This is a genomic window from Arthrobacter rhombi, from assembly GCF_039526245.1.
Lineage (GTDB): Bacteria > Actinomycetota > Actinomycetes > Actinomycetales > Micrococcaceae > Arthrobacter_H > Arthrobacter_H rhombi.
This window is the reverse complement of record NZ_BAAAIV010000025.1, coordinates 191,382-212,241: the sequence shown is the minus strand read 5'-3', so window position 1 is coordinate 212,241 and position 20,860 is coordinate 191,382. Positions and strand designations below refer to the sequence as shown.

Here is a 20,860-nt window from a genome sequence, read left to right as displayed (position 1 = left end):
ATTAGCGGATGACCTCCGAGCCGATCGCCCACGCCTTCCTCGAGTCCCTCCACCCGCTGCTGCGGCAACTGGAAACGGGACGCACCCTCTCCCCCGGCAAGATCGGCGTCCTGCGCCATCTGGCCGGGAAGGGACGGGCGACCTCCGCACAGCTGGCCACCGCCGTGCATGTCTCCCCGCAGGGGATCTCGCTGGCCGTCCGCGAGCTGGAACGCCTGGAACTGGTGGCGAAGGTCCCCGACCCGGCGGACAGGCGCCGCTGGTGGATCGAGGCCACCGAGGCGGGCCGGCAGCGCCTGGCACTGGAGTCTGCGTCGAGCCGCGAATGGCTGGCCCACGCGGTCGAGAACGTGCTCTCGGCCGATGAACGGGAGATCCTCGCGGCGGCCGTTCCGGTCCTGCGCAAGCTCGGAACGGACCTTCCCGATGCATAGCGGGGCGCGCCAGGCAGCGATTGTCCCGGGGCTCATCTACGCCGCGCTGTCCACGGCCATCGTGAGCTCCCTGGGCATGCTCCTGGTACCCACCGTCGCCGAGGAACTGGACGTCTCGGTCAACACCGCCCAGTGGATGCTGACCATCAACCTCCTCGTGGGGGCCATTGCCACCCCCGTGATGGGCCGGCTGAGCGACGGACCCCACAAGCGGCGCCTGCTGCTGGCCTCGCTGGGCATCATCCTGCTCGGCTCGGTCATCGCCGCACTGGCCACCACCTTCCCGCTCTTCCTGGTTGGACGCGCCTTGCAGGGCCTGAGCTACGGCATCGTCCCGGTGACCATCTCGCTGGCCCGGCGCTACGTGGAGTCCGCCAAGGTCCAGCCCTCGATTTCCAGCCTGTCGGTCACCGTCTCCACGGGCATCGGCATCGGGTACCCGCTGACCGGCATCATCGCCGGCCTCTTCCAGTTCCAGATCGCCTTCTGGTTCGCCGCGCTGTTCGTGCTCAGCGCGATCGTGGTGGTCCTGCGGACCGTTCCCGCCGGGCCGGACAACAGGGCCCCGCAGCTGCCCTTCGACTTCGGGGGTGCCGCCCTGTTGGGCGCGGGATTGGGTGCGCTGCTGCTGGCCGTCAGCGAGGGGCCGACCTGGGGCTGGGGCTCCCCGGCCGCCGTGGGGACCTTCATCGGCGCCGCGATCGTGTTGGCCGCCTGGGTCCTCACCGAGCTGCGGGCGGCCCACCCCTTGGTCAACCTGCGGGTCCTGCGTACCGGTGACGTCCTGTTGGCCAACGGCACCGCCGTTGGCCTGGGGGCCGCCATGTACATCGCCCTGTCGATTTCCAGCCTGGTGGCCCAGGCCCCCACCTCCACCGGGTACGGGATCGCACTGCCCGTCTTCTGGGCGGGATTCGTCATGTTCCCGCTCTCGGTCGGCAGTTTCACGGCGAACCGCCTGGTGCGGTATCTGGCAGGCCGCATCCGGCTGACCACGCTGCTGCCGCTGGGCACCGCCCTGATGGCGGCCTCCGGGACAACGCTATGGCTCGCACACTCGGCCCTCTGGGAGATCCTGGTCGGGATGCTGGTCTTCGGCTGGGGCATGGGGGCCAGCTACGCGGCGATGCCGGCATTGATCGAACGCAGCGTGGCCACTTCCGAGCTCGGCAGCTCGGTCAGCTTCAACCAGGTACTGCGCACAGTGGGCAGCTCCTTCGGCACCGCCGTCTCGGCGGCGATCTTCGCGACACACCTGGAGCCGGATCTGCGCCCCAGCGGAGCGGGCATCACTGCGGCCTTCGGGTTGGGCGCGGCCTTGTGCACGGCGGTGTTCCTCATTCTCCTCGTCCACCGGTTCATGCACCGCCCGGGGCGCTCGGCAGGCAGCCACCGCGACCAGGCACCCACCGGCACGAACTAGCCCTGCTCACCGCGGACCCCTTGCCGCGCCTCCGCAAAGTAGCCGTCACAACCCTTGGTGATTGGCATCACGTGCCTTACCATCGAATTAGTCGGATACCGCACGACTGTTCGGAATGCGCACACTTATCCCACGTGCGATCATGTATCAGCACCAGCTCCAAAGGATTCCCATGGCCACGAAACCAGCCGCCAACCCCGCCGTTCCGGGTTCGGACCAGGCACGACGCCTCCACCGCGCCAAGAAGGCAGCCCTGGCCGCCTTCCTGGGCGGCATGCTCGAGTACTACGACTTCTTCGTCTACGCGACGGCAGCCTCCCTGGTCTTCTCCCACATCTTCTTCCCGAGCGGTGACCCGACCATCGCCCTGCTGGCCTCCTTCGCGACCTTCGGTGTCGCCTACGTTGCCCGGCCCTTCGGCGCCGTCGTCTTCGGCCACCTGGGCGACCGCATCGGCCGCAAGAACACCCTGGTGCTCACGCTGGTGCTCATGGGCGGATCCACCTTCCTGATCGGCGTGCTGCCGGACTTCCACACCGTCGGATACCTGGCTCCGGCCCTGCTCGTCTTTCTCCGCCTGTGCCAGGGCCTCTCGGCCGGCGCGGAGACCGCCGGCGCCTCGGCACTGACCATGGAGGAATCCCCGGTGGGACGCCGCGGCTTCTTCCCCTCCTTCGCCATGAGCGGCATCTCCGCCGGCATCGTGCTCGCGTCGCTGGTGTTCCTGCCGGTCGCGGCGATGAGCGAGGCGGACCGCCTGGCCTGGGGCTGGCGGATCCCGTTCCTGCTCTCCATCATCGTGCTGGTCGTCGCGTTCCTGGTCCGCCGCTCACTGGAGGAACCGGAAGTCTTCGAGGCAAAGGCCGAGAAGAACGACCTGGTGAAGCTGCCGTTCATCGACATGTTCAAGACCCACCCGGCGCAGTTTCTGCAGATCTCGATGATGTCCTTCGAGACGGTGACCAACACGTTCATGCAGGCCTTTGGCCTGGCCTTCGCCGTCAGCGTCGGCATCCCCGCGTCCACCATGCTGATGGTGAGCATCGTGGGCAACGTCCTGGCCATGGGCACGCAGCCGCTGTTCGCCCTGTTCTCCGACAGGTATGGCCGCCGTCCGATCTTCATCGCCGGTGTCATCGGCTCCGGCGGACTGATCTGGGTCTACTTCTGGGCGATTTCGACGGCGCAGATCGGCCTGGTCTTCGTCGTCAGCACGGCGATCACCGCTGGCACGTATGCCATGTCCAACGCGATCTACCCTGCCTGGTTCTCCGAACTGTTCAACGTGCGCGTGCGCTACTCGGGAGTGGCCATCGGCTTGCAGGTCGGCATCGTCTGCGCCGGATTCACCCCGCTGCTGGGCACCGCGCTGGTCGGCGGGGTCCACGCCAACTGGGGACCCGCAGCGTGGATCGTCGCCGGCTCCTCGATCATTGCCGTCGCCGGCGCCTGGTGGGCCCGGGAAACCTACAAGACGCCGATCGAGCAGCTGGGCAACCAGGTGCGCCACCCCCAGGTAGATCCCCAGGATCTCTCTGCCGCTGCGAAGCACCGCCATCCGGCCAGCTAGCTAGACCCGCACGTGGGGCACGACCATGGGGGTGAGCGAGCGCGGATCGTCCATGACGTCGGCCTCGAGCCCGAAGATGTCCCGCACCAGCGCCGGCGTGAGGATCTCGCGGGGCGATCCCTGGGCCTGGATCGCCCCGTCCTTCATCACCACCAGGTCGGAGGCAAACCGTGCGGCCTGGTTCAGATCATGCAGGACGGCGACGATGGTCCGGCCCTCGCGGTTGAGCTCGGCGAAGAGTTCGAGCAGATCGTATTGGTGGGCGATGTCCAGGAACGTCGTGGGTTCATCGAGCAGGATGATGTCGGTGTCCTGGGCCAGGACCATGGCCAACCAGGCGCGTTGGCGTTGGCCGCCGGACAGCGAGGCGACCTGGACCTTCTCCAGGCCGGTGAGCCGGGTGCGCTCCAGTGCCGCGGCGATCGCGGCGTCGTCCGCCGGTGACCACTGGCGCAGCAGCGTGTGGTGCGGGTGGCGGCCCCGGGCGACCAGGTCGCCGACGGTGATGCCCTCCGGTGCCACCGCCCCCTGGGGCAGCAGCGATACCCTGCGGGCCACGGCCCGTCCGTTCAGTCCCGCCACGGGGGCGCCGTCGAGCATGACGTGCCCCGCGGTGGGCTTGTTCACCCGGGCGAAGGCCTTGAGCAACGTGGACTTGCCGCACCCGTTGGGCCCCACGATGACCTTGAAGTCCCCGACCCGGATGTCCAGGTCCAGCTGCTCCACGATGGTGCGGCTGCCGTAGCCCAGGCTGAGGCCCGACGCGCAGAGGACGGGTGGGGTGGGAGCGTGGTTCATGCCAGGCCCTTTCTGAATTCGCGGACCAGCAGCGCACCGAGGTACACGCCGCCGATGGCCAGGGTGAGGATGCCGACGGGGAGGGCCTTGGCCCAGGGGGCCTGCTGGGCCACGAGGTCCGCAACCACCAGCAGCAGCGCACCCGTCACCCCGGAGAGCAGCAGTTGCGGCCGCCCACTGCGGGCCAGCCGCCGGGCAATATGCGGGGCGGTCAGGGAAATGAAGGCGATCGGCCCGGCCACCGCCACGGCGCCACCTGCCAGCACCACGGACAGGAGCACGGCCCAGCGCCGCGTGGTGACCGCCGGGGATCCGAGCGCCTGGGCAACGTCATCGCCCATCTCGCTCAAGGCCAGCGGCACGCTCAGCAGCGCCAGCGGCACGGCGCACACCAGCAGGATCACGCCGATGGTGGCCGCATGCCCCCAGGACCGGGCCTCGAGCGAACCGTTGAGGTAGGCCGACAGCATGGTCGCCTGGTCGCGGGCGACGACGTAGACCACGTATTGGGTGAAGGCCGCGGCCATGGCCGAGACCCCGATGCCGGCCAGGATCATCCGCAGCGGGTTCCCGAAGCCCGTACCGGTGCCCAGCGCCACGAGCCCGACGGCGGCTGCCGCGCCGAGGACCGACCCCAGCGGAATGGAAGCAGTTCCGGGCAGCAGCAGGCCGAACAGGGCGGCACCTGCACCGGCCCCGGCGCTGACGCCGATGACGTCCGGGCTGCCCAACGGGTTGCGGGTCACCGATTGGAACAAGGCGCCGGAGAGTCCCAGCGCGATCCCTGCGCCGACGGCCACCACCAGGCGCGGCCCGCGCAGGTGCCCGAGAACGAAGGCCTGCTTGCCGTCCTCGGCACCGCCGAAGACTGCAGCGAACAGTTTGGCGGGCTCGATGCCCAGCCCGCCCATCGTCAGCGTCGCGAAGGCGCCGGCCAGCACGAGCACCACCAGCACGGTCCCGACGGCCACCGGACGCCGGGCCACGGGCAGCGCCACGCGGCGCCCCAGCCGCAGCACCGGACCGGGGGCAGCGGACGACGGCGGTGCCTGGGTGCTGCGCGGGTCCTCAGGGGCACCCGGGAGGGCCCCGTCGTCGTGCCGGGGTCCGGTGCCCTGGGTGGTGACCCCGCTCATGAGCGGTCTCCCAGCTTCCGCACCACGAGGAGCAGCACTGGCGCCCCCACGAACGCGGTCACGACGCCGACCATGAGTTCCTGCGGGCGCAGCAGCACGCGGCCGATGACGTCGGCTCCCAGCAGCACGATGGGACCGACCAGCAGGGCGCCGAGCAGCTGCCGGCGCATGTCCAGCCCCACCAGGGCGCGGACGATGTGCGGCACGGCCAGGCCGATGAAGGCGATGGGGCCGACGGCTGCGGTCGCCGCGGCGCTCATCAGGGTGGCCGCCCCGAGCCCGGCGGCACGGATGAGGCCGGTGTGGACTCCGAGTCCGGTGGCGGCCTCGGTGCCCAGCGCCAGCGCGTTCAGGCCACCGGCGACGGCGAAGGCGATGACCAGGCCCAGCACCAGGAACGGCAGGACGGAGAAGAACTGGGCGTAGGCACCGTGGTTCAGCGAACCGACCACCCAGAAACGATAGTTGTCGAAGGTCTGCGGCAGGCTCAGCGCGATGCCCTGCACATAGGCGGTCAGCACGGCGGTCACGACGGCGCCGGCCAGGATCAGGCGCACCAGGTTGGCACCGCTGGATCCTGCGGTGCCGACTACATAGACGGCCACCGCCGCCAATCCTGCACCGGCAAGGGCCACCCAGACGGCGGCCGGGGACCCCAGCGTGAGCCCGAACAGGGCGGTGCAGGTGACCATCGCCGCCGCAGCTCCGGCATTGATGCCCAGCAGCCCCGGATCGGCCAGCGGGTTCGCGGTGACGGATTGCATCAGTGTCCCCGCCAGGGCCAGCGCTGCGCCGACGGCCAGGCCCAGCACGGTGCGCTGGTAGCGGGCATCGAACACCGCCTCCAGGTAGGGGTCGCCGTGCCCGGCCCACGAATTGAACAGCTCGGTGAGGCTCGTTTCCTTGGATCCGAACACCAGGCTGGCCACGACGACGGCGGCGAGCACGACGAGGCAGGCCAGGTAGATGGGCGCAGCCCGCAGCAGGCCCGGACGCCGGGTCCGGGTCTGCTGCGGGCTGCTGGGCCGTGCGGTGGAGCTGAGGATGGTGGTCCTACTTCTTGGCCTGCGCGATGGCCTGGTCGATCAACGGGATGTAGCGGTCCAGGGCGTAGGGGACCGTCAGCGGGTTGATCATCGAGGAGGCGGTGACGAACGCGTTGTCGTCGCTGGCGACCACCGCCCCCTTCTTGATGGCCGGGATCTGCGCGTAGAGCTTGTTCGACATCGCCTGCTTGCGGGCAGCGGCATCGGCATAGAACGTGAAGACGAGGTCGCTGTCGTTGAGCTGGTCGGCATTCTCGTAGCCGATGACCGCAGAATCGGTCCCCTCGGTCTCCTTCATCTTCTTCACGGCGGGGTCGACTTCCAGCCCCAGGGCGCCGACCATGGCGGCGCGCTGCTCGGTCGGCAGGAAGACACCGAGCGTATCGGGGGTCGTGTAGACGTAGGAGAACGTGTAGTCGGCGTATTCAGGGTGCTTCTTCGCCGTGTCGGCGAGCTGCTTCTTCAGATCGGAGGCCAGGGCCTTCGCCTCGGATTCCTGGCCGAGCGCCTTGCCGATGATGTCCATCTGCTGGTCCCAGTCGATGCTCCACGCCTTGTCCGGGTAGGCCACGGTCGGGGCGATGGCATTCAACGTATCGAATTGCTCCTGCGTCAGACCCGACCAGGGGGCCAGGATCACGTCGGGGTCGAGCTCAACGATCTTCTCCATGTCCAGCTTTTCCCCCGAGCCGACGAGTTCGGGCAGCTTCCCGCCGTCCTTCTCCACGGCCTCGTGGATCCACGGAAGGTAGCCGGTCTTGTCTGCAGCCCAGGCGTACTCCTCCATGCCCACCGGGACGGTGCCCAGGGCGATGGAGGTTTCGGCCGAACCCTGCCCGAGGGTGATGACACGTTCGGGCTTCTTCGGGATCTCGGCCGTGCCCAGCGCGCTCTTGATGCTCACGGGGAAGCCGGCAGCATCGGAGGCGGGAGTACTGCCCCCGTCGCCGGAGGCATCACCACCGGCGCAGCCGGACAAGGCGAGGGCCGAGGCGGCCGCAAGGGCCACCACTGCCCCCAGGGAACGCAGACGTGCAAAGGACATGGGATTCCTTACCGTGAAGCGGACCATGCGTCGGGGACGGGCCCACCAAGACTCGAATAATGTGCAAGGTAAGGCTACCCCAACCTAATACCCCCTACGCAACGTCACGTTGTTGTCGCGTAATTATCCACGTCCTGTGTTACAGCCAACCCCGTTCGGCGGCGATGCCCGCGGCCTCGATGCGGTTGACCGCCCCCGTCTTGCCGATCGCGGCCGACAGGTGGTTGCGTACCGTCCCGGCGGAGAGATGCAAAACCGCGGAGATGGCCGCCACCGCCTTGCCGTCGCGCGCCAAGGACAGCACCTCCCGTTCACGAAAGGTCAGCGGGTTTTCACCCTCGGACAGCGAGGCCGCTGCCAATTCGGGGTCCACCACGCGCAATCCCGCATGGACCTTGCGGATGGCCTCGGCCAATTCGGACGCCGGGGTGTCCTTCACCACGAATCCACTGGCGCCCGCCTGCAGCGCCTCGCGCAGGTACCCGGTCCGCCCGAACGTGGTGACCATGAGGCTCCGGCAGCCCGGAACGCCGTCGTGGATTCGCCGGGCAGCCTCGATCCCGTTGACGCCCGGCATTTGGATGTCCAGGACGCACACGTCCACATGGCGTTCGGCGGCCAGGGCGACAGCCGATTCACCGTTGTCCGCCTCGGCGACGACCTCGAGATCGGACTCCAGGTTGAGCAGGGCCACCAGGGCTCCGCGCACCAATGCCTGGTCGTCGGCCACGAGGACCTTGATGTTCACCACGCAGCCTCCACCCGGGCCCCGCCCAGGGACGCCGCGCCGACGTGGAACGATGCGCCGGCCTCCGCCATGCGTTCACTCATCCCGCACATGCCGTTGCCCGCAGTGCTGCCACCCAGCCCGACGCCGTCGTCCTCGATCACCAGGGACCCCGGGGAGAAGCGGATGACGCAACGGGTGGCGCGGGCATGGCGCAGGACGTTGGTCCCCGCTTCCCGGACCAGCCACCCCAGGGGGTCCCGGAGCCGATCGGGGACCTGTCCGGCGTGCTCGCCTTCGACGTCCACCGCTACGCCGGCTCCATCCAATGTCACGCGCAGCGCGGCGAGCTGGGTGGAGAGGTCGTTGCCCCGCAGCCCGCCGACGGTGGCCCTGACGTCGGCCAGGGCACCGCGCACCAGCGCACGGATTTCCGCGATCTCGGTCCGGCTCCGTTCCGGATCGCCGTCGATGAGCCGTTCGGCCAGTTCGGCCTTCACCGCCACCACGGTCAGGGTGTGCCCCAGGACATCGTGGACGTCCCGGGCAACGCGCTCGCGCTCGGAGACCAACGCCAGGTCGGACTGCATCTTCTCGCTGCGCTCCCCCGCCTGGATCAACGCGAAGGTCACCATGTTCAGCACGAAGATGCCCATTTGGATGGCAACAATGAACAGGTATCCGGCGACGTGGCCGGCGAGGGCCGTCAGCGCCAACGTCAGGACGATCGTGCCGATGCCCACGATCCAGGCCCAGAGACGGGGAAGCAGGAAACAGGCGTAGGCGATGATGAAGGGGGTCATGAAAAGACAGCCCAGGCCGATGAGGGTTGACATGCCCAGGATGATGGCCACCAACGCCGCCAGGCCCAGCGGATTCCACCGGACCCAGCGGGCCTCCGCGTTCAACCGGTTGCCGAAGATGAATCCGGCCAGATACACCCCGGCGAACAGCAGGACCAGGAACAGTCCGAGGGCCAGCCGGGGCACGCCCAGGTCTGACACGAAGAGGGTGGCAATCGTGTAGCCCAGGAAGACCAGCCAAATCGCGGAGAGCAGCCATCCACAGCGGGCCCAGCCGTCGACCGGTTGGCTCGGCGCCGGTCCGGGGCCGCCCATCCGGCTCATGGTGCCCACGCTACCGGCGGGCACGGCCGCGGCGCACGGCCAGGACCGCGACGAGTCCAAAGATCAGAAGCCATGCCACCAGATTAGCGATCAGGCCCCACAATGGGTCGACCTGTGTCGAACCGGATTGCGCACCCTCGAGAACCGGCCACCGCACCAGCCCCACGAATCCGTACATCGGCGTGAACTTGGCGATGTCCAGCAGGGTCCCCGACAAGGGAACGAAGACGTTCCCCAGGAAGGAGAGCAGCACCAGCAGACCGGAGGCAACGCCCATGGCCGACTCGCTTCTGAAAAGCATTGCCACGGCATAGCCGAAGAGGGCGAAGAGGATCGATCCGACGAGCGCGAGGCCAAACGTTGCGGCCCACATCCAGCCATGGTCGGCATGCGCTCCGGTCAAGGCGCCGACCACGAAGACGACGGCGATGGCCATGGCGGTGACGACGAGGGCCACCACTGCCTTGCCGGCGACGAAGCCCGCAGGACGCAACGGGGTCAGGCCGATCTGGCGCCCCCAGCCCTGCATTTGTTCGACGGCGGAGACCCCAGTGACCGTGGTGGCGGCAACCGATGCGCCGTAGGCGGCCATCGAGGCCATGATGTAGAACTTCACGTTGCCGTTTCCGGCGCTCTCGTTGCCGGAGCTGAAGGAGAGCCCGAAAATGACGTACATCAGGGTGGGTAGAACGAGCACGAACATCAGGTTCATGACGTCGCGCAGCTGGCGGGTGAGGTCGATGCGGATAAAGGTGGGATTCATGGCGTTCCTCCGGGATTTCGGGGTGCGTTCTCAGGCGACGGCGTGGTCGGCGCCGGATGCGGTGGTGGACGTCCGGGTCATCTGGACGAAGGCGTTCTCGAGGCTGGGGGCGGAGATTTCCAGCTCGTATCCGTCGCCGCCGTTGAGCAGGTGCCGGGCGACGGCGTCGGAATCGGTGGTGGTGATCGAGACCCGGGGGCCGTTGACCTGCAGGTCGGTCACCGAGTCCAGCGCCCTGAGTTCCGCCAAGCGGGGATCAGCGGCGTCGATGGTGCCGTGGGCCTGCAGGGTCGCGGCGACGGTCCGTCCGGCGGCCAGCGCGCGGACGCTGGCGGTGCTGCCGTCGGCGATGATCTTCCCGGCATTCATGAGCACGATGCGCTGGGCAAAGTTCTCGGCTTCCTCCAGGTAGTGGGTGGCGAAGATGACCGTGCGGCCCTCCGTGGCGTCCTGGCGCATGGTCGCCCAGAAGTCCCGGCGGGCGTTCACATCCATGCCAGCGGTGGGCTCGTCGAGGATCAGCACATCAGGGTCCGGCAACAGGGCCAGGGCGAACTTCAGCCGTTGTTGTTCACCACCCGAGCACTTGACCACTTTCCGCCGTCCCAGCCGCGCGGTGTCCGTGGCCTCCATGACCTCCTTCACCCGGGACTTGGCACCGTGGAGGGAGGCGATCGCCAGCACGGTTTCGTGCACTGTGAGGTCGCGGAGCAAGCCGCCGGTCTGCAGCAGGGCGGAGACCCGTCCGGCCCGGACCGCTTCCTGCGGTCGGCGCCCGAAGACGCTGACGGTCCCCGACGTGGGTGCGGTCAAACCGAGTGCCATGTCGATGGTCGTGGTCTTGCCGGCACCGTTGGGACCGAGCAGGGCGACGATCTCCCCCGGGTCGACGGCCAGATCGATGCCGTCCACCGCGCTGAGCCGGCCACCGTCCGAAGGAAAGGTCTTGTGCAGGTCCTGCAGCTCGAGGGCTGGCTGTGCGTTGTCCATGACCCCAGTCTTGCCGTGGGCTGGCGTCGGCACATCGGGCAACGATCACGTTCTGCCCATGACCGTTGTCATGGGCTGCTTCTTAGCGTTGCTCCAACTGCTCCACGTACCAGGCGCGTCCATGCCGGTAGCGGATGGCCGACCCTTCACAGCCGACGGGCCGCAAGTCGATGCGGTCCAGCTCGCCCGCCCCCGGGCGTTCGTTCTCGCCGTCCTCCCCCAGGTAGGCTGGCTCGCCGCGGAACCATTCTGCTGCGGGCGGCTCACTCTTCGAGAGGGACTCGACCCGCACACCGTCCCGGCGTACGGGGATCCCCGTCGCGGCGTGCCCGGCAAACCAGAGGATGGATGCTTGGCCGGCGGCCCCACCCCTGGGCGGTTCCGACTCCATGTCCCACAGCCACGGCTCGCCCATGCGGTTTCTGAATTCTTCGGGTTCCAGGCCGTTGAGTGCATCGATCCCATGCTCGGGACAGTAGTCCGAGGCCTCTATTCCACCGTCGTCGGATGCGTCCTGCGCTGCCGGGTCCCCCGGATAGGCGCGCCGGTGTTCTGCCCGGCAGATGCATCCGGGAACCAGCGTGGAGGCATGTGTCAGGTAGCCCGACCCGTCCAGCGCCCAGCCTGGAGAGCCCCACACCGGGCCTCCGGTCGGGACCTCCCACAACAGGGCGCCGACGCGTCGACGGGACCAGAAACGCCAGCCGCTCTGAAGGCATCGCGCAAAGACCCACATTCCGGCGCCGAGCCCGACAGCCGCGAACAGGTCCGAGAGCGAGGATTCCTCCAGCTCGGACCCCGGGAGACCCAACTCATCCGGCAGGACGATGACCATCCCCGCCCAGCCGGCCACCGAGATCATGGCCACCACCCACACGATCCACCAGCCCCAGCGCACGTCCCGCCGGGCAGCGCCCCGCGCGGCCGGGCCCACGGACACCGTCTCACCGGTCAACCCGGCGCGTCCCACAGCGCGGACCGCCTCCAGTTGCCGCCACGAGATGACCGCATTCCACCCCGCCCAACCGAGAGCAATCACCGTTCCCGCCCAGAAATAGCCGGCGACCGGATCCCCGTCCAGGGTGAGGGGAACGGCCAGACTGGCCAGAACGAGCGGAACCACGGTGACAGCCTTTCGCCCCAGCATCCATCCAAACGCAGCACCGGTGAGCACCAAATAGGTACCCGCCAGCCCGTAAACGTCCAGCGTCCCGTACGGGCCTTCCCAAGCGGGTTTTGCCTCGCCCATGTCCTCCCAGCCTCGGTCACCCACGAAGGCAACAACCAGGACGAGCAGGTTGATCAGCCACGCGACCGTGGTGGCCCGCACGCCGCTCCACCGCCGGGGAATCTGCCGCCACGCGGCGGCCTCCGGACTCGTCACGGGGACCAATGGACCGGCATCAGCAGCAGGTGAAATCATTGAGCCCCCTTTCCCGGAACATCGAATCCTATCCCGGTTTCCGCGGAGCACATCCTACGGCTCAGCCGGCCTGGAAGCGCACGATCCGCTCCACTGCCCCGATGACGGCCTCCCGGCCCGCAGCAAAACTCAGGCGCACCGTCCGGGAGCCACCGGCCCCATCGAAGTCAGCGCCCGGGACGAGCGCTACCCCTGCCTGTTCCAGGAGCGCGGCGCAGTAGGCGGTGGAGTCCGCGTAACCTGCCAGCGCCTCCCCCAGATCGGCATACAGGTAGAACGCCCCGTCGGCCGGTGCCGCCGCGCCCCATCCCAGCCGCGGCAGGCTCTCCAGCAGGACGGCGCGGGTCGCGGCGAACTCATCGACGAATCCCTGCGCCTGGGCGTACGACTCCTCGGTGAACGCCTCCACTGCTGCCATCTGGGCCGGCGCCGGAGGGCACAACGCCACGTTTCCGGCGAGCGCGTCGACGGAGGCCAGCAGGTCATCGGGCACGATGGCCCAGCCCAGCCGCCACCCCGTCATCCCCCAGTACTTCGAAAAGCTCGAGATGACGACGCCGGAACGGTCCAGTTCCCAGGCGCAGACCCCGCGCGGGTCCGAGGCGCCGGGCCCGGGATAGGTGATGCCGTGGTAGATCTCGTCGCTGATCAGCCGGACCGCACGGCGTGCACACCAGTCGGTGAGGTCTGCCAGTTCGCCGCGCGAGACCATGGTCCCGGTGGGGTTCGCCGGCGAGGCCAGCATCAATCCACTCAGGGGCCCGTGTTCTGCCGCCGCGGCGTCGAGCTGGGCCGGCGTCGGCTGGTACCTGGCGTCCGGCCCGCAATCGAGTTCGACGACGTCGATTCCCAGGGCGCGCAGGATGTTGCGGTAGGCGGGATATCCGGGGCGTGCCAGTGCGACGCGGTCGCCCGGGTTGAAGGCTGCTAGGAACGTGAGCATGAAGGCGCCGGAGGAACCGGTGGTGACCGCGACGTTGGCCGCCGGGATCTCGAGGCCGTACCAGCGGCGGTAGTGTCCCGCGATGCCCTGGCGGAGTTCGGCGATCCCCAGGGCCGGGGTGTAGGTCAACGCCTGGCCGGAGGCGTGGATGGCCGCCGCGCGTTCGGAGACGCCCGTCGGTGCCCCGCCGCTGGGTTCACCGGCGCACAGGGAAATCACGGTCCGGCCTTCCGCCCGCAGTTCGGAGACCCTGGCCAGGATGTCCATGACCTGGAACGGGGGCACCTGGGCCCGGGAGGCCACGGTGAGGGGTCGCTGGTTCACGGGGGTGCTCCTCGGGTCGGCTGGCTGCGGTTCCACCAGCCTGTCACACGCCCGGTGACGAGAAGGCGTCGAGCCGGCGCAGGTAGTAGTGCAGGGGCGCGTGGCGCAGCCGTGCGGGAAGACGCGGGAACACCCGGGCGACGATGCGCAACAAGGCCCGGAAGGCGCCGTCGTGCACTGGCCCATAGCGCAGCCCAAAGCCCGCGCGCAGTTCGGGCGTGAGTAGTCCGGCGGTGAGCAGCCGGGCGACGGGCATGAGCACGCGGATCCACGCCGGCGCGTTGCGGGCGGCCAGCAGGTTGCGCCCGACCTCCAGGATGGTCCGGTCCACGGACAGCTGCCCGCTCATCGCTTCCCAGTAGATGGCGAAGTCGGCCCGGGTGGCCGGCCAGGCGTCGGCGGGCATGCGCAGCGCCGTGCCCAGGACCGCATATTCGCGGTAGATGCGCTCGGCGGTCTCGGCCGGCAGCGGCGGGAACAGGGCCTCGTACACCACCATGGCGGAGTCGTAGAGGGTGGCTGCGACCCACAGCTGGGCTTGCGGGTCGTTCGCGTCATAGGACGGATGGCTGCCGTCGGAGGCGGCGTCGGCGTGGACCGGGGCGTGGGCGCGCTCCACCCAACGGCGGGCAGCGGCGGCCTGGGCCTCGGTGCCGTTGGTGAGCGCGTAGATATACGTCAGCGTGCCGTGCAGGCGGGCCAGTGGGTCCTCGACGAACCCGGAGTGGCGGGCAACGCCGTGGCCCACCGGCGGGTAGGCCAGTTGGAGCAGGATGGCCCGTCCCGCCCCGGCCAGCAGCACGGATTCGGGGGCGAGCTCGGCGATCGTCGACGGGGTGGTGGTGCCGTTGCTGAAGATGCCCATGGAACCGATGCTAGCGCTCCTGACGGAACACCCGCGGGGCCGCATGTTCCGATGGCGGCGGATGTCCTGTGGTGCCTCATGCTCAGTTCATCAAAATCGCCCAGGGGGGGACCATGAAGATCGACGTTGCTTGCCGCGTGACCGCGGGGATGGTGCTGGCGCTCACCTTGTCGGGATGTTCCTGGTGGGGGGCCTACCCGTGATGCGCCCCGGGACTCCGCAGGTGCCGTGGTGTCTGCTGGCACGGTCGACGCCAACGTCCTGAAGGTCGGGGATTGCCTGAACGAACCGGACAGTGAGGAGTTCGAGACCGTCGGGGCAATTCCCTGCAGCCAACCCCATGACTACCAGGTCTTCCATGTGTTCACCGTGACCGGAAGGTCCTACCCGTCCGACGCGCGCTGGGATGAGCTGAGCGACCCGTGCTATGCGGGCAAATACACCGAGTTCGTCGGCGTCTCCTACGATGACTCAGAACTCGACGCCTTCCCTTTTACGCCCACCGAAGAGGCATGGTCCAACGGTGACCGGACGATCCAGTGCATTATCGGCGAGGAGGCCCCCACGCCGGTCACGGGAAGCCTGCGGGGCGCGCGACGCTAGGCGCCGCCGCCGCGCCTACTCGGCGGCGGCGAGCTGGCCGCAGGCCCCGTCGATCTCCTTGCCGCGGGTATCGCGCAGCGTGGTGGGGATCCCGGCATCGATGAGCCGGTTGATGAACTCGTCGGTGACGTCCGGTTCCGAGGAGGTCCAGACCGATCCCGGGGTGGGGTTCAGCGGGATCGGGTTCACGTGGACCCAGCCGCGGCCGCGCGCGTTGAGCTTCTTGGCCAGCAGGTCGGCGCGCCAGGCGTGGTCGTTCATGTCCTTGATCAGCGCGTATTCGATGGAGACGCGGCGCCCGGTGGTCCGGTAGTAGTTGTAGGCGGCGTCGATGGCCTCGTCGGCCTTCCAGCGCGAGTTCACCGGGATGAGCTCGTCGCGCAGCTCGTCGTCGGGGGCGTGCAGGCTCAACGCGAAGGTGATCGGGATGTCCTCGGCGGCGAGCTTGTTGATGGCCGGAACCAGGCCCACCGTGGAGACGGTGATGTTGCGGGCGCTCATGCCCAGGCCCTCGGGGGCGTCGTCGATCATGCGGTGCACTGCTGTCATGACGCGCTTGTAGTTGGCCAGTGGCTCGCCCATGCCCATGAAGACGATGTTGGTGACGCGTTCGGCGTCGTGGCCTCCGTCGCGCCGGCCGCCCTTCAGCCCGCCCTCGGCGATGACCCGGTTGGCCTGGACGATCTGGTCCAGGATCTCCGCGGCCGACATGTTGCGGGTCAGCCCCGCCTGGCCGGTGGCGCAGAACGGGCAGTTCATGCCGCAACCGCACTGGCTCGACACGCACAGCGTGACACGGCCGGGGTAGCGCATCAGCACCGACTCGACCAGCGAGCCGTCGAAGAGGCGCCAGAGGAACTTGATGGTGTCGCCGTTGTCGGTGGTCAGCCGCTTGACCTCGGTGAGCAGCGTCGGGAACATCGCGTCGACGAGTTCGGCACGGCGCTCCTTGGGCAGGTCGCTCATGCGCTCGGGGTCGGTGGTGTAGTGCTGGAAGTAGTGCACGGAGAGCTGCTTGGCGCGGAACGCCGGCAGGCCGAGCTCCTTGAGCTTGGCCTGGCGCTCGGCCAGCGACAGGTCGGCCAGGTGCACGGGCGGCTGCGAGACGCGCGGCTTGGACTTGAACTCCAGCTTCGGGCGGCCGTCCGGCGCCATGGCCTGCGTCCAGCCCTCCGCGGTGGGACGGACCTGGGTGCGCCCCTCCTGCTCGGCACGGCGCTCGGAGATGCGCCGCCGATCGGCCTCGTCGTGCTTGGCGGTGCGGTCGCTGCGCGCGGCGACGGCCTCCGAGGTCCGGCTGCGGGAGTGCTCGGCGGAGTCGGGGACTGTGGGGTTTTCGGAGGTAGTCATCGTCTCCATTGTCCCATGTCTGTCCAGCCGGGCAACGGGTGTCCTCCACCACTACCCCGGAGCTGCTAACCGGCGTCGTTCCCGCCGGCGCGGGTCTCGAGGCCTGACTCGACGGCGGCATCGCGGGCGGCCGCCTTCTCGGCGCGGCCGGCGAGCCGCCGTTTACGCCGGGCGCGCAGCCCGGTCCGTGCGGCCACGACCGCAGAGGGCATGCTGCGCGTCTCCCACCAATGGATCGCGGTGGAGATCAGCCGGCCCAGCACCAGCGAGACGACGATGGCCAGTAGGACGGCGAACTCGGTGTCCAGGCCCTCCCACAGGCCGGAGAGCACGCCGACCCCCACCGAATAGATCGACCACACGATGCCGGCGATCAGCGAATGCCGGAAGAAGACGCCCCACGGATGCGGGATCAGCGCGGATCCGACGTTCAGGGTCAGCCGGCCCAACGGGATGAACCGCGAGGTCATGACCAGGGGCAGGTCGTTGTCCTTCAGTCGACTACGCGCCGCCGTCAGCGCGGATTGCCAGCGCCTGCCGGACAAGATACGCCAATGCACGACGTCGAAGCGCAGGGCCAGCGCGTAGGTCGCCAGATCACCGGCGAGGGCGCCGATGAGCATCGCGATGCCCAGCAGAACGGGATTCAATGAGTCCGAATTCGCGGCCAGGGCGCCGAGGGCCACGAACAACGTGGTGCTCGGTACCGGCGGGATCAGCGCGGAAACCGTCACGAACAAGGCGCCGACGACATAGACCCAGATGTCGTCGAGGGAGCGCAGCCCCTCGCCCAACTCGTTCACGGGTCCAGCCTTTCGTTTTCGTCGTGCGTCCGGGGGTCGATCCTATGCCAGCCGGGCTCCCGACGTCGCCTGGTGCCTTCTCCGCGCCGGCCGGCACCGCGCGGGTTTGGGGGGAGAGGACGACGGCGGTGCTGGTGCCGACCTGCGTGTGGGGGACGGTGCTCGCCGTGCCCTTGATCGTCGCCTTCGTCGCCTCTCCCCTGGGCCATGGCCCGCAGAAGCACGCGGACGGCAGCTCGCACCAGCTAACTATGCGGTGCTCCCGAACCGGCGGATGACCTCGCCGAGGCGGCCCACCGCCGAAGGCTCGAAAAGGTCCTCGGGCCCGCCAGCCGCAGTTGCCGATCGTTCAGCGTGGCCTCTGCGATGAAGTCAGCGAACGCATCCAGCACTTCAGGCGGTGGTGGGGACCGCTCGGACCGCGTTCGAGGACAGCCCCACCGTCACCGGAATTCCTCCCGGCGGTGCCGCAACTCCCGCTGCGCACCGTGCAGCAACGAACCCTCGAAGGGAAGGGTAGCCAGGTCGGCTTGCAACGCCGCCTTAAGAGCAAGTTGGTTTGCGCTCTGGGCCGCGCGCTGCGGCAAGCCGATGGCATCAGCAAATTCTGCCCAGTGCCGGGCACGCAGGTTCCTGGTTTTTCCGGCAACGGGCAGCGCCAGCGTCATGTCCCGGTAGAGCGCGGTACAAGGGATGTCGTACATGGGAGCCACCACCAGTCCACCGTGACGTCCGGACAGCACCGAGACATTCTTGGCGTGCAGGTCACCGTTGCCAGTCAGCCAGGCGAAGACGAACTGCAGGTACAGGTTCCTCACCGCGACGGCAGGGGCCTTGACCACACGAGACAGCGCCAGCACGACGTCCTCGGCGGCGACGTTGTATTTGGCCGCCGGAAGGACGTTCATGACCTGTGCCGCGTCCTCCATGGCGAGACGCCCCCATGCTCCCGAGTCGTCGAGCACTCGGTCGAACCGCTCCACCAGCAGACCGGCCCGATCCCGCCTATCGTGGACGACGTGGGCCGTCGCCACGGGCAAACCAAGTGCTTTGGCTGCCGTCAGATGCAACGCCTCGTTGACGACCAGATGCGGGTAGTCGGGCGGATCGATCTTGAGTATGGCCTGGAGCCCAGCTGTGTGAATCGGCGTGGTGAGCATGGTGGCGCTCGCCTTGGCCTGGACGCCCGGGATTCCATAGCGGTCCGGTGTCTCAACCAGTGTGGCAAAGTCGAGGGCCGCCGCCTCGGACGCTGCCAACGGCGCCAGTGTGGTGGGCGGTTCCCCCACCGGTACTACCTGGACGTCCCCGGGCACGTCAGACCCGACGGCCAGGAGAAGTGTGAGCTCATCGTCCATGCTGGTTTTCGCCGCACGTCGCAGGACGGTCAGGCGGTGGCCCTCGGGAAGCAGGCCGGCGAAGAAGGTCGGGAGCCCTCCGACGGCTGACGCCACGGGCCCGGTCTTCAACGGCAAGCTCGTTGCGACTGGCGTGCCGTTGTAGTCCGGGAGGTAGTTGAATGCAACCCCACCCGAGCTGCTGCGGCGGAGCTGGCCCGCCAGCTGACCGTTCTTGTAAACGTCAGCTTCGACCACGAACCGCAGGCGCTCCAGATCGTCGGCCATCACGAGGCCGTAATGCGTAGACCGAGGGCGTTGGCGGCTGTCGATACGGCACCGAAGCTTGAACCGCCACTGCCCTTTTCGATTTCGCGCACCGTACGATCCGAGAGGCCCACGAGTTCTCCAAGCTGCGCCTGCGTCAAACCGGACTCCCTCCGGGCCTCCCGGATGGCTTGTCCCACGGCTCTTGCGTCACTCACCACTACATCCTCCGTGCGCGGAACAATACTTCCGAAACTGTTCGAATCTCACTTCATCATGACTGCTCCACACCGATTCGGCAAGATACATCCGTTTCGTAGCTCGCGGATCGCAGGAGGGCCGCAAACTCGCCTGATCGGAACAATTTTTCCGCTCCCTGATGTCGCGCAGCAGGCCAGTTACCATGGCCCATGCGCATCTGGTCCCTGCACCCCCGATACCTCGACGCCAAGGGGCTCGTGGCCTGCTGGCGGGAGACCCTGCTGGCGCAGAAGGTCCTGGACGGAAAAACGACGGGCTACCGCAACCACCCCCAGCTGGAGCGCTTCCGCGCCGGCGACGACCCTCTGGTTCTCATCGGCGCATATCTGGAGGGGCTCGCGCTCGAGGCCGATGCCCGCGGTTATCGGTTCAATCGGGCGCTCGTCCTGCGAGCGCCGACAGCAGAGTTGCAGCACCTGGCCGTGACCACGGGCCAGCTGGACCATGAACGGGAGCACCTGCTGGCCAAACTGGCCGCCCGCGCCCCTGACCTGGTCGCCGCGGTACCGGCCGCACCGGAACCGCCGGAGACCCATCCGTTGTTCCTGGCGGTGCCCGGCCCGGTGGAACCATGGGAAGTCGTCTCTGCGGAGGGGTAGCACCCCCTACAGGACCGGCGGCCGGAACCAGAGGTTCCAGCCGCCGTCGTACTCTGTTTTTAGTGTCCGTCAGCCGGCGGGGGTGAAGTCCCGCGATCCGGCGAAGTCCGGGCGGCGCCCGGCCGCCGCGAATGGCTCGACCAGTGTGTTCTCGACCGAGTTGAAGACGATGAACACGTTCGAGCGGGCAAACGGGGTGACGTTGCCGTTGGAGGCGTGCATGCAGTTCGAGTCGAACATGATGGCGCCTCCGGCCTTGCCCTCGAGGACGTCGATGCCGTGCTCGTCGGCGAAGCGGGTCAGCGTCTCCTTGTCGGGAACACCGGCGCCCTGCATGATGAGCGACTTCTTGTAGTTGGCCTCCGGGGTGGCGCCGTCGCACGAGACGTATTTGCGGTGGGTTCCGGGCATGATCATCAGCGGCCCGTTGAAGGAGTGGTTGTCCGTCAACGAGATCGAGATGCTCACCGCACGCGGGGCGGGCATGCCGTCCTCGGCGTGCCAGGTCTCGAAGTCGGAGTGCCAAGCGAACTCCTTGCCCTCGAATCCGGGCTTGAAGTTGACCCGCGACTGGTGGATGTAGACGTCCGAGCCGAGGATCTGCCGGGCGCGGCCGACGACGCGCGGGTCGTGGGCGATCTTCTGGAACACCTCGCTGGTGCGGTGGATGTCGAAGACCGAACGGACTTCCTGCGAGGAGGCTTCCACGATGGTTGCCTCGTCGGCGCGCACCACCGGGTCCTCCGAGAGGCGGCGCAGCTCGGCCCGCAGCTCCTGAAGCTCATCATCGCCGACGAGTTGGTCGATGGTGAGGTAGCCGTTGGCGTCGAAGCCGGCCAGGGTGGCCGCGTCGAGGGGGCCATCCTCCGGTCCACCCCAGACCACCGGGCCCTGGCGGTCGATCACCCGGACGTCGTCGTCCGTTCGCGTTGGATACTGGTCACTCTGGCGACGAAAGGTTTCCGTCATGTCCATCTCCTCCTCGATGGTCTGCCGCCGGGACCGCAGTGCCCCGCGGCTGGATAC

Annotated in this window: 21 protein-coding genes; 5 read left to right on the top strand and 16 right to left on the bottom strand. The window is 68.4% G+C overall.

What is annotated here, in order from left to right; translation table 11 throughout:
- Positions 1–8 precede the first annotated feature (8 nt).
- The 3 genes from ABD088_RS16725 to ABD088_RS16715 all read left to right on the top strand — a co-directional run bounded on the left by ABD088_RS16725 (position 9) and on the right by ABD088_RS16715 (position 3,427).
- Positions 9–434, top strand: coding sequence for a MarR family winged helix-turn-helix transcriptional regulator (locus ABD088_RS16725; protein WP_343903101.1), 426 nt, complete (start codon positions 9–11; stop codon positions 432–434).
- Positions 427–1,857, top strand: coding sequence for an MFS transporter (locus ABD088_RS16720; protein WP_343903100.1), 1,431 nt, complete (start codon positions 427–429; stop codon positions 1,855–1,857). Before ABD088_RS16725 ends, ABD088_RS16720 begins: the two co-directional genes overlap by 8 nt.
- 172 nt (positions 1,858–2,029) lie before the next feature.
- A complete protein-coding gene (locus tag ABD088_RS16715) occupies positions 2,030–3,427 on the top strand; it encodes an MFS transporter (RefSeq protein ID WP_343903099.1) in 1,398 nt (465 codons plus the stop codon).
- Here ABD088_RS16715 and ABD088_RS16710 read toward each other — a convergent pair whose 3' ends face one another.
- The 11 genes from ABD088_RS16710 to ABD088_RS16660 all read right to left on the bottom strand — a co-directional run bounded on the left by ABD088_RS16710 (position 3,428) and on the right by ABD088_RS16660 (position 14,614).
- Positions 3,428–4,225 (bottom strand): ABC transporter ATP-binding protein, encoded by a 798-nt coding sequence (locus ABD088_RS16710; RefSeq protein WP_343903098.1) that lies wholly within the window; start codon positions 4,223–4,225, stop codon positions 3,428–3,430.
- Positions 4,222–5,361 (bottom strand): FecCD family ABC transporter permease, encoded by a 1,140-nt coding sequence (locus ABD088_RS16705; protein WP_343903097.1) that lies wholly within the window; start codon positions 5,359–5,361, stop codon positions 4,222–4,224. Before ABD088_RS16705 ends, ABD088_RS16710 begins: the two co-directional genes overlap by 4 nt.
- A complete protein-coding gene (locus ABD088_RS16700; RefSeq protein ID WP_343903096.1) occupies positions 5,358–6,308 on the bottom strand; it encodes a FecCD family ABC transporter permease in 951 nt (316 codons plus the stop codon). Before ABD088_RS16700 ends, ABD088_RS16705 begins: the two co-directional genes overlap by 4 nt.
- Positions 6,309–6,414: 106 nt before the next feature.
- Positions 6,415–7,452, bottom strand: a complete 1,038-nt coding sequence (locus tag ABD088_RS16695) for an iron-siderophore ABC transporter substrate-binding protein (RefSeq protein WP_343903095.1) — start codon at positions 7,450–7,452, stop codon at positions 6,415–6,417.
- Positions 7,453–7,591: 139 nt separating this feature from the next.
- Positions 7,592–8,203, bottom strand: coding sequence for a response regulator transcription factor (locus ABD088_RS16690; RefSeq protein ID WP_343903094.1), 612 nt, complete (start codon positions 8,201–8,203; stop codon positions 7,592–7,594).
- Complete coding sequence (locus ABD088_RS16685; protein WP_343903093.1) at positions 8,197–9,306, bottom strand: sensor histidine kinase; 1,110 nt, start codon at positions 9,304–9,306, stop codon at positions 8,197–8,199. Before ABD088_RS16685 ends, ABD088_RS16690 begins: the two co-directional genes overlap by 7 nt.
- A gap of 10 nt (positions 9,307–9,316) precedes the next feature.
- Positions 9,317–10,069: an ABC transporter permease gene (locus ABD088_RS16680; RefSeq protein WP_343903092.1), complete on the bottom strand. Its 753-nt coding sequence runs from the start codon at positions 10,067–10,069 to the stop codon at positions 9,317–9,319.
- 30 nt (positions 10,070–10,099) lie between these two features.
- A complete protein-coding gene (locus ABD088_RS16675) occupies positions 10,100–11,059 on the bottom strand; it encodes an ABC transporter ATP-binding protein (RefSeq protein WP_343903091.1) in 960 nt (319 codons plus the stop codon).
- 82 nt (positions 11,060–11,141) lie between these two features.
- Positions 11,142–12,389, bottom strand: coding sequence for a hypothetical protein (locus ABD088_RS16670; RefSeq protein ID WP_343903090.1), 1,248 nt, complete (start codon positions 12,387–12,389; stop codon positions 11,142–11,144).
- A gap of 154 nt (positions 12,390–12,543) precedes the next feature.
- A complete protein-coding gene (locus ABD088_RS16665) occupies positions 12,544–13,692 on the bottom strand; it encodes a pyridoxal phosphate-dependent aminotransferase (RefSeq protein ID WP_343903197.1) in 1,149 nt (382 codons plus the stop codon).
- Positions 13,693–13,792: 100 nt separating this feature from the next.
- Complete coding sequence (locus ABD088_RS16660; protein ID WP_343903089.1) at positions 13,793–14,614, bottom strand: oxygenase MpaB family protein; 822 nt, start codon at positions 14,612–14,614, stop codon at positions 13,793–13,795.
- Between the two features lie 231 nt (positions 14,615–14,845).
- On the opposite strand from ABD088_RS16660, the gene ABD088_RS16655 reads away from it, so the two are divergent.
- The gene (locus ABD088_RS16655; RefSeq protein WP_343903088.1) at positions 14,846–15,217 is read left to right on the top strand and encodes a septum formation family protein; all 372 of its coding nucleotides are present in this window, start codon (positions 14,846–14,848) and stop codon (positions 15,215–15,217) included.
- A gap of 15 nt (positions 15,218–15,232) precedes the next feature.
- On the opposite strand, the gene rlmN is transcribed toward ABD088_RS16655, so the two are convergent.
- The 4 genes from rlmN to ABD088_RS16635 form a co-directional block, all read right to left on the bottom strand.
- Positions 15,233–16,567 carry a dual-specificity RNA methyltransferase RlmN gene (rlmN, locus tag ABD088_RS16650; RefSeq protein ID WP_343903087.1) on the bottom strand — a complete coding sequence of 445 codons (1,335 nt, stop codon included), beginning with the start codon at positions 16,565–16,567 and terminating at the stop codon, positions 15,233–15,235.
- Positions 16,568–16,632: 65 nt separating this feature from the next.
- Positions 16,633–17,370 (bottom strand): DedA family protein, encoded by a 738-nt coding sequence (locus ABD088_RS16645; RefSeq protein ID WP_343903086.1) that lies wholly within the window; start codon positions 17,368–17,370, stop codon positions 16,633–16,635.
- Between the two features lie 443 nt (positions 17,371–17,813).
- A complete protein-coding gene (locus ABD088_RS16640) occupies positions 17,814–18,995 on the bottom strand; it encodes a type II toxin-antitoxin system HipA family toxin (protein WP_343903085.1) in 1,182 nt (393 codons plus the stop codon).
- Complete coding sequence (locus ABD088_RS16635) at positions 18,995–19,192, bottom strand: helix-turn-helix domain-containing protein (protein WP_343903084.1); 198 nt, start codon at positions 19,190–19,192, stop codon at positions 18,995–18,997. Before ABD088_RS16635 ends, ABD088_RS16640 begins: the two co-directional genes overlap by 1 nt.
- A gap of 192 nt (positions 19,193–19,384) precedes the next feature.
- Between ABD088_RS16635 and ABD088_RS16630 the strand changes: the two genes are divergently transcribed.
- Positions 19,385–19,834: a pyrimidine dimer DNA glycosylase/endonuclease V gene (locus tag ABD088_RS16630; protein WP_343903083.1), complete on the top strand. Its 450-nt coding sequence runs from the start codon at positions 19,385–19,387 to the stop codon at positions 19,832–19,834.
- Positions 19,835–19,903: 69 nt separating this feature from the next.
- On the opposite strand, the gene thpD is transcribed toward ABD088_RS16630, so the two are convergent.
- Positions 19,904–20,803, bottom strand: coding sequence for an ectoine hydroxylase (thpD, locus tag ABD088_RS16625; protein WP_343903082.1), 900 nt, complete (start codon positions 20,801–20,803; stop codon positions 19,904–19,906).
- Positions 20,804–20,860: the final 57 nt, after the last annotated feature.

Bases quoted from the DNA above. Each gene is read 5' to 3' on its own strand.
- ABD088_RS16630 (WP_343903083.1), top strand. From the start codon at position 19,385: ATGCGCATCTGGTCCCTGCACCCCCGATACCTCGACGCCAAGGGGCTC.
- ABD088_RS16715 (WP_343903099.1), top strand. From the start codon at position 2,030: ATGGCCACGAAACCAGCCGCCAACCCCGCCGTTCCGGGTTCGGACCAG.
- rlmN (WP_343903087.1), bottom strand. From the start codon at position 16,567: ATGACTACCTCCGAAAACCCCACAGTCCCCGACTCCGCCGAGCACTCC.
- ABD088_RS16660 (WP_343903089.1), bottom strand. From the start codon at position 14,614: ATGGGCATCTTCAGCAACGGCACCACCACCCCGTCGACGATCGCCGAG.
- ABD088_RS16665 (WP_343903197.1), bottom strand. From the start codon at position 13,692: ATGGACATCCTGGCCAGGGTCTCCGAACTGCGGGCGGAAGGCCGGACC.
- ABD088_RS16680 (WP_343903092.1), bottom strand. From the start codon at position 10,069: ATGAATCCCACCTTTATCCGCATCGACCTCACCCGCCAGCTGCGCGAC.
- ABD088_RS16695 (WP_343903095.1), bottom strand. From the start codon at position 7,452: ATGTCCTTTGCACGTCTGCGTTCCCTGGGGGCAGTGGTGGCCCTTGCG.
- ABD088_RS16675 (WP_343903091.1), bottom strand. From the start codon at position 11,059: ATGGACAACGCACAGCCAGCCCTCGAGCTGCAGGACCTGCACAAGACC.
- ABD088_RS16725 (WP_343903101.1), top strand. From the start codon at position 9: ATGACCTCCGAGCCGATCGCCCACGCCTTCCTCGAGTCCCTCCACCCG.
- ABD088_RS16720 (WP_343903100.1), top strand. From the start codon at position 427: ATGCATAGCGGGGCGCGCCAGGCAGCGATTGTCCCGGGGCTCATCTAC.
- thpD (WP_343903082.1), bottom strand. From the start codon at position 20,803: ATGACGGAAACCTTTCGTCGCCAGAGTGACCAGTATCCAACGCGAACG.
- ABD088_RS16705 (WP_343903097.1), bottom strand. From the start codon at position 5,361: ATGAGCGGGGTCACCACCCAGGGCACCGGACCCCGGCACGACGACGGG.
- ABD088_RS16710 (WP_343903098.1), bottom strand. From the start codon at position 4,225: ATGAACCACGCTCCCACCCCACCCGTCCTCTGCGCGTCGGGCCTCAGC.
- ABD088_RS16685 (WP_343903093.1), bottom strand. From the start codon at position 9,306: ATGAGCCGGATGGGCGGCCCCGGACCGGCGCCGAGCCAACCGGTCGAC.
- ABD088_RS16640 (WP_343903085.1), bottom strand. From the start codon at position 18,995: ATGGCCGACGATCTGGAGCGCCTGCGGTTCGTGGTCGAAGCTGACGTT.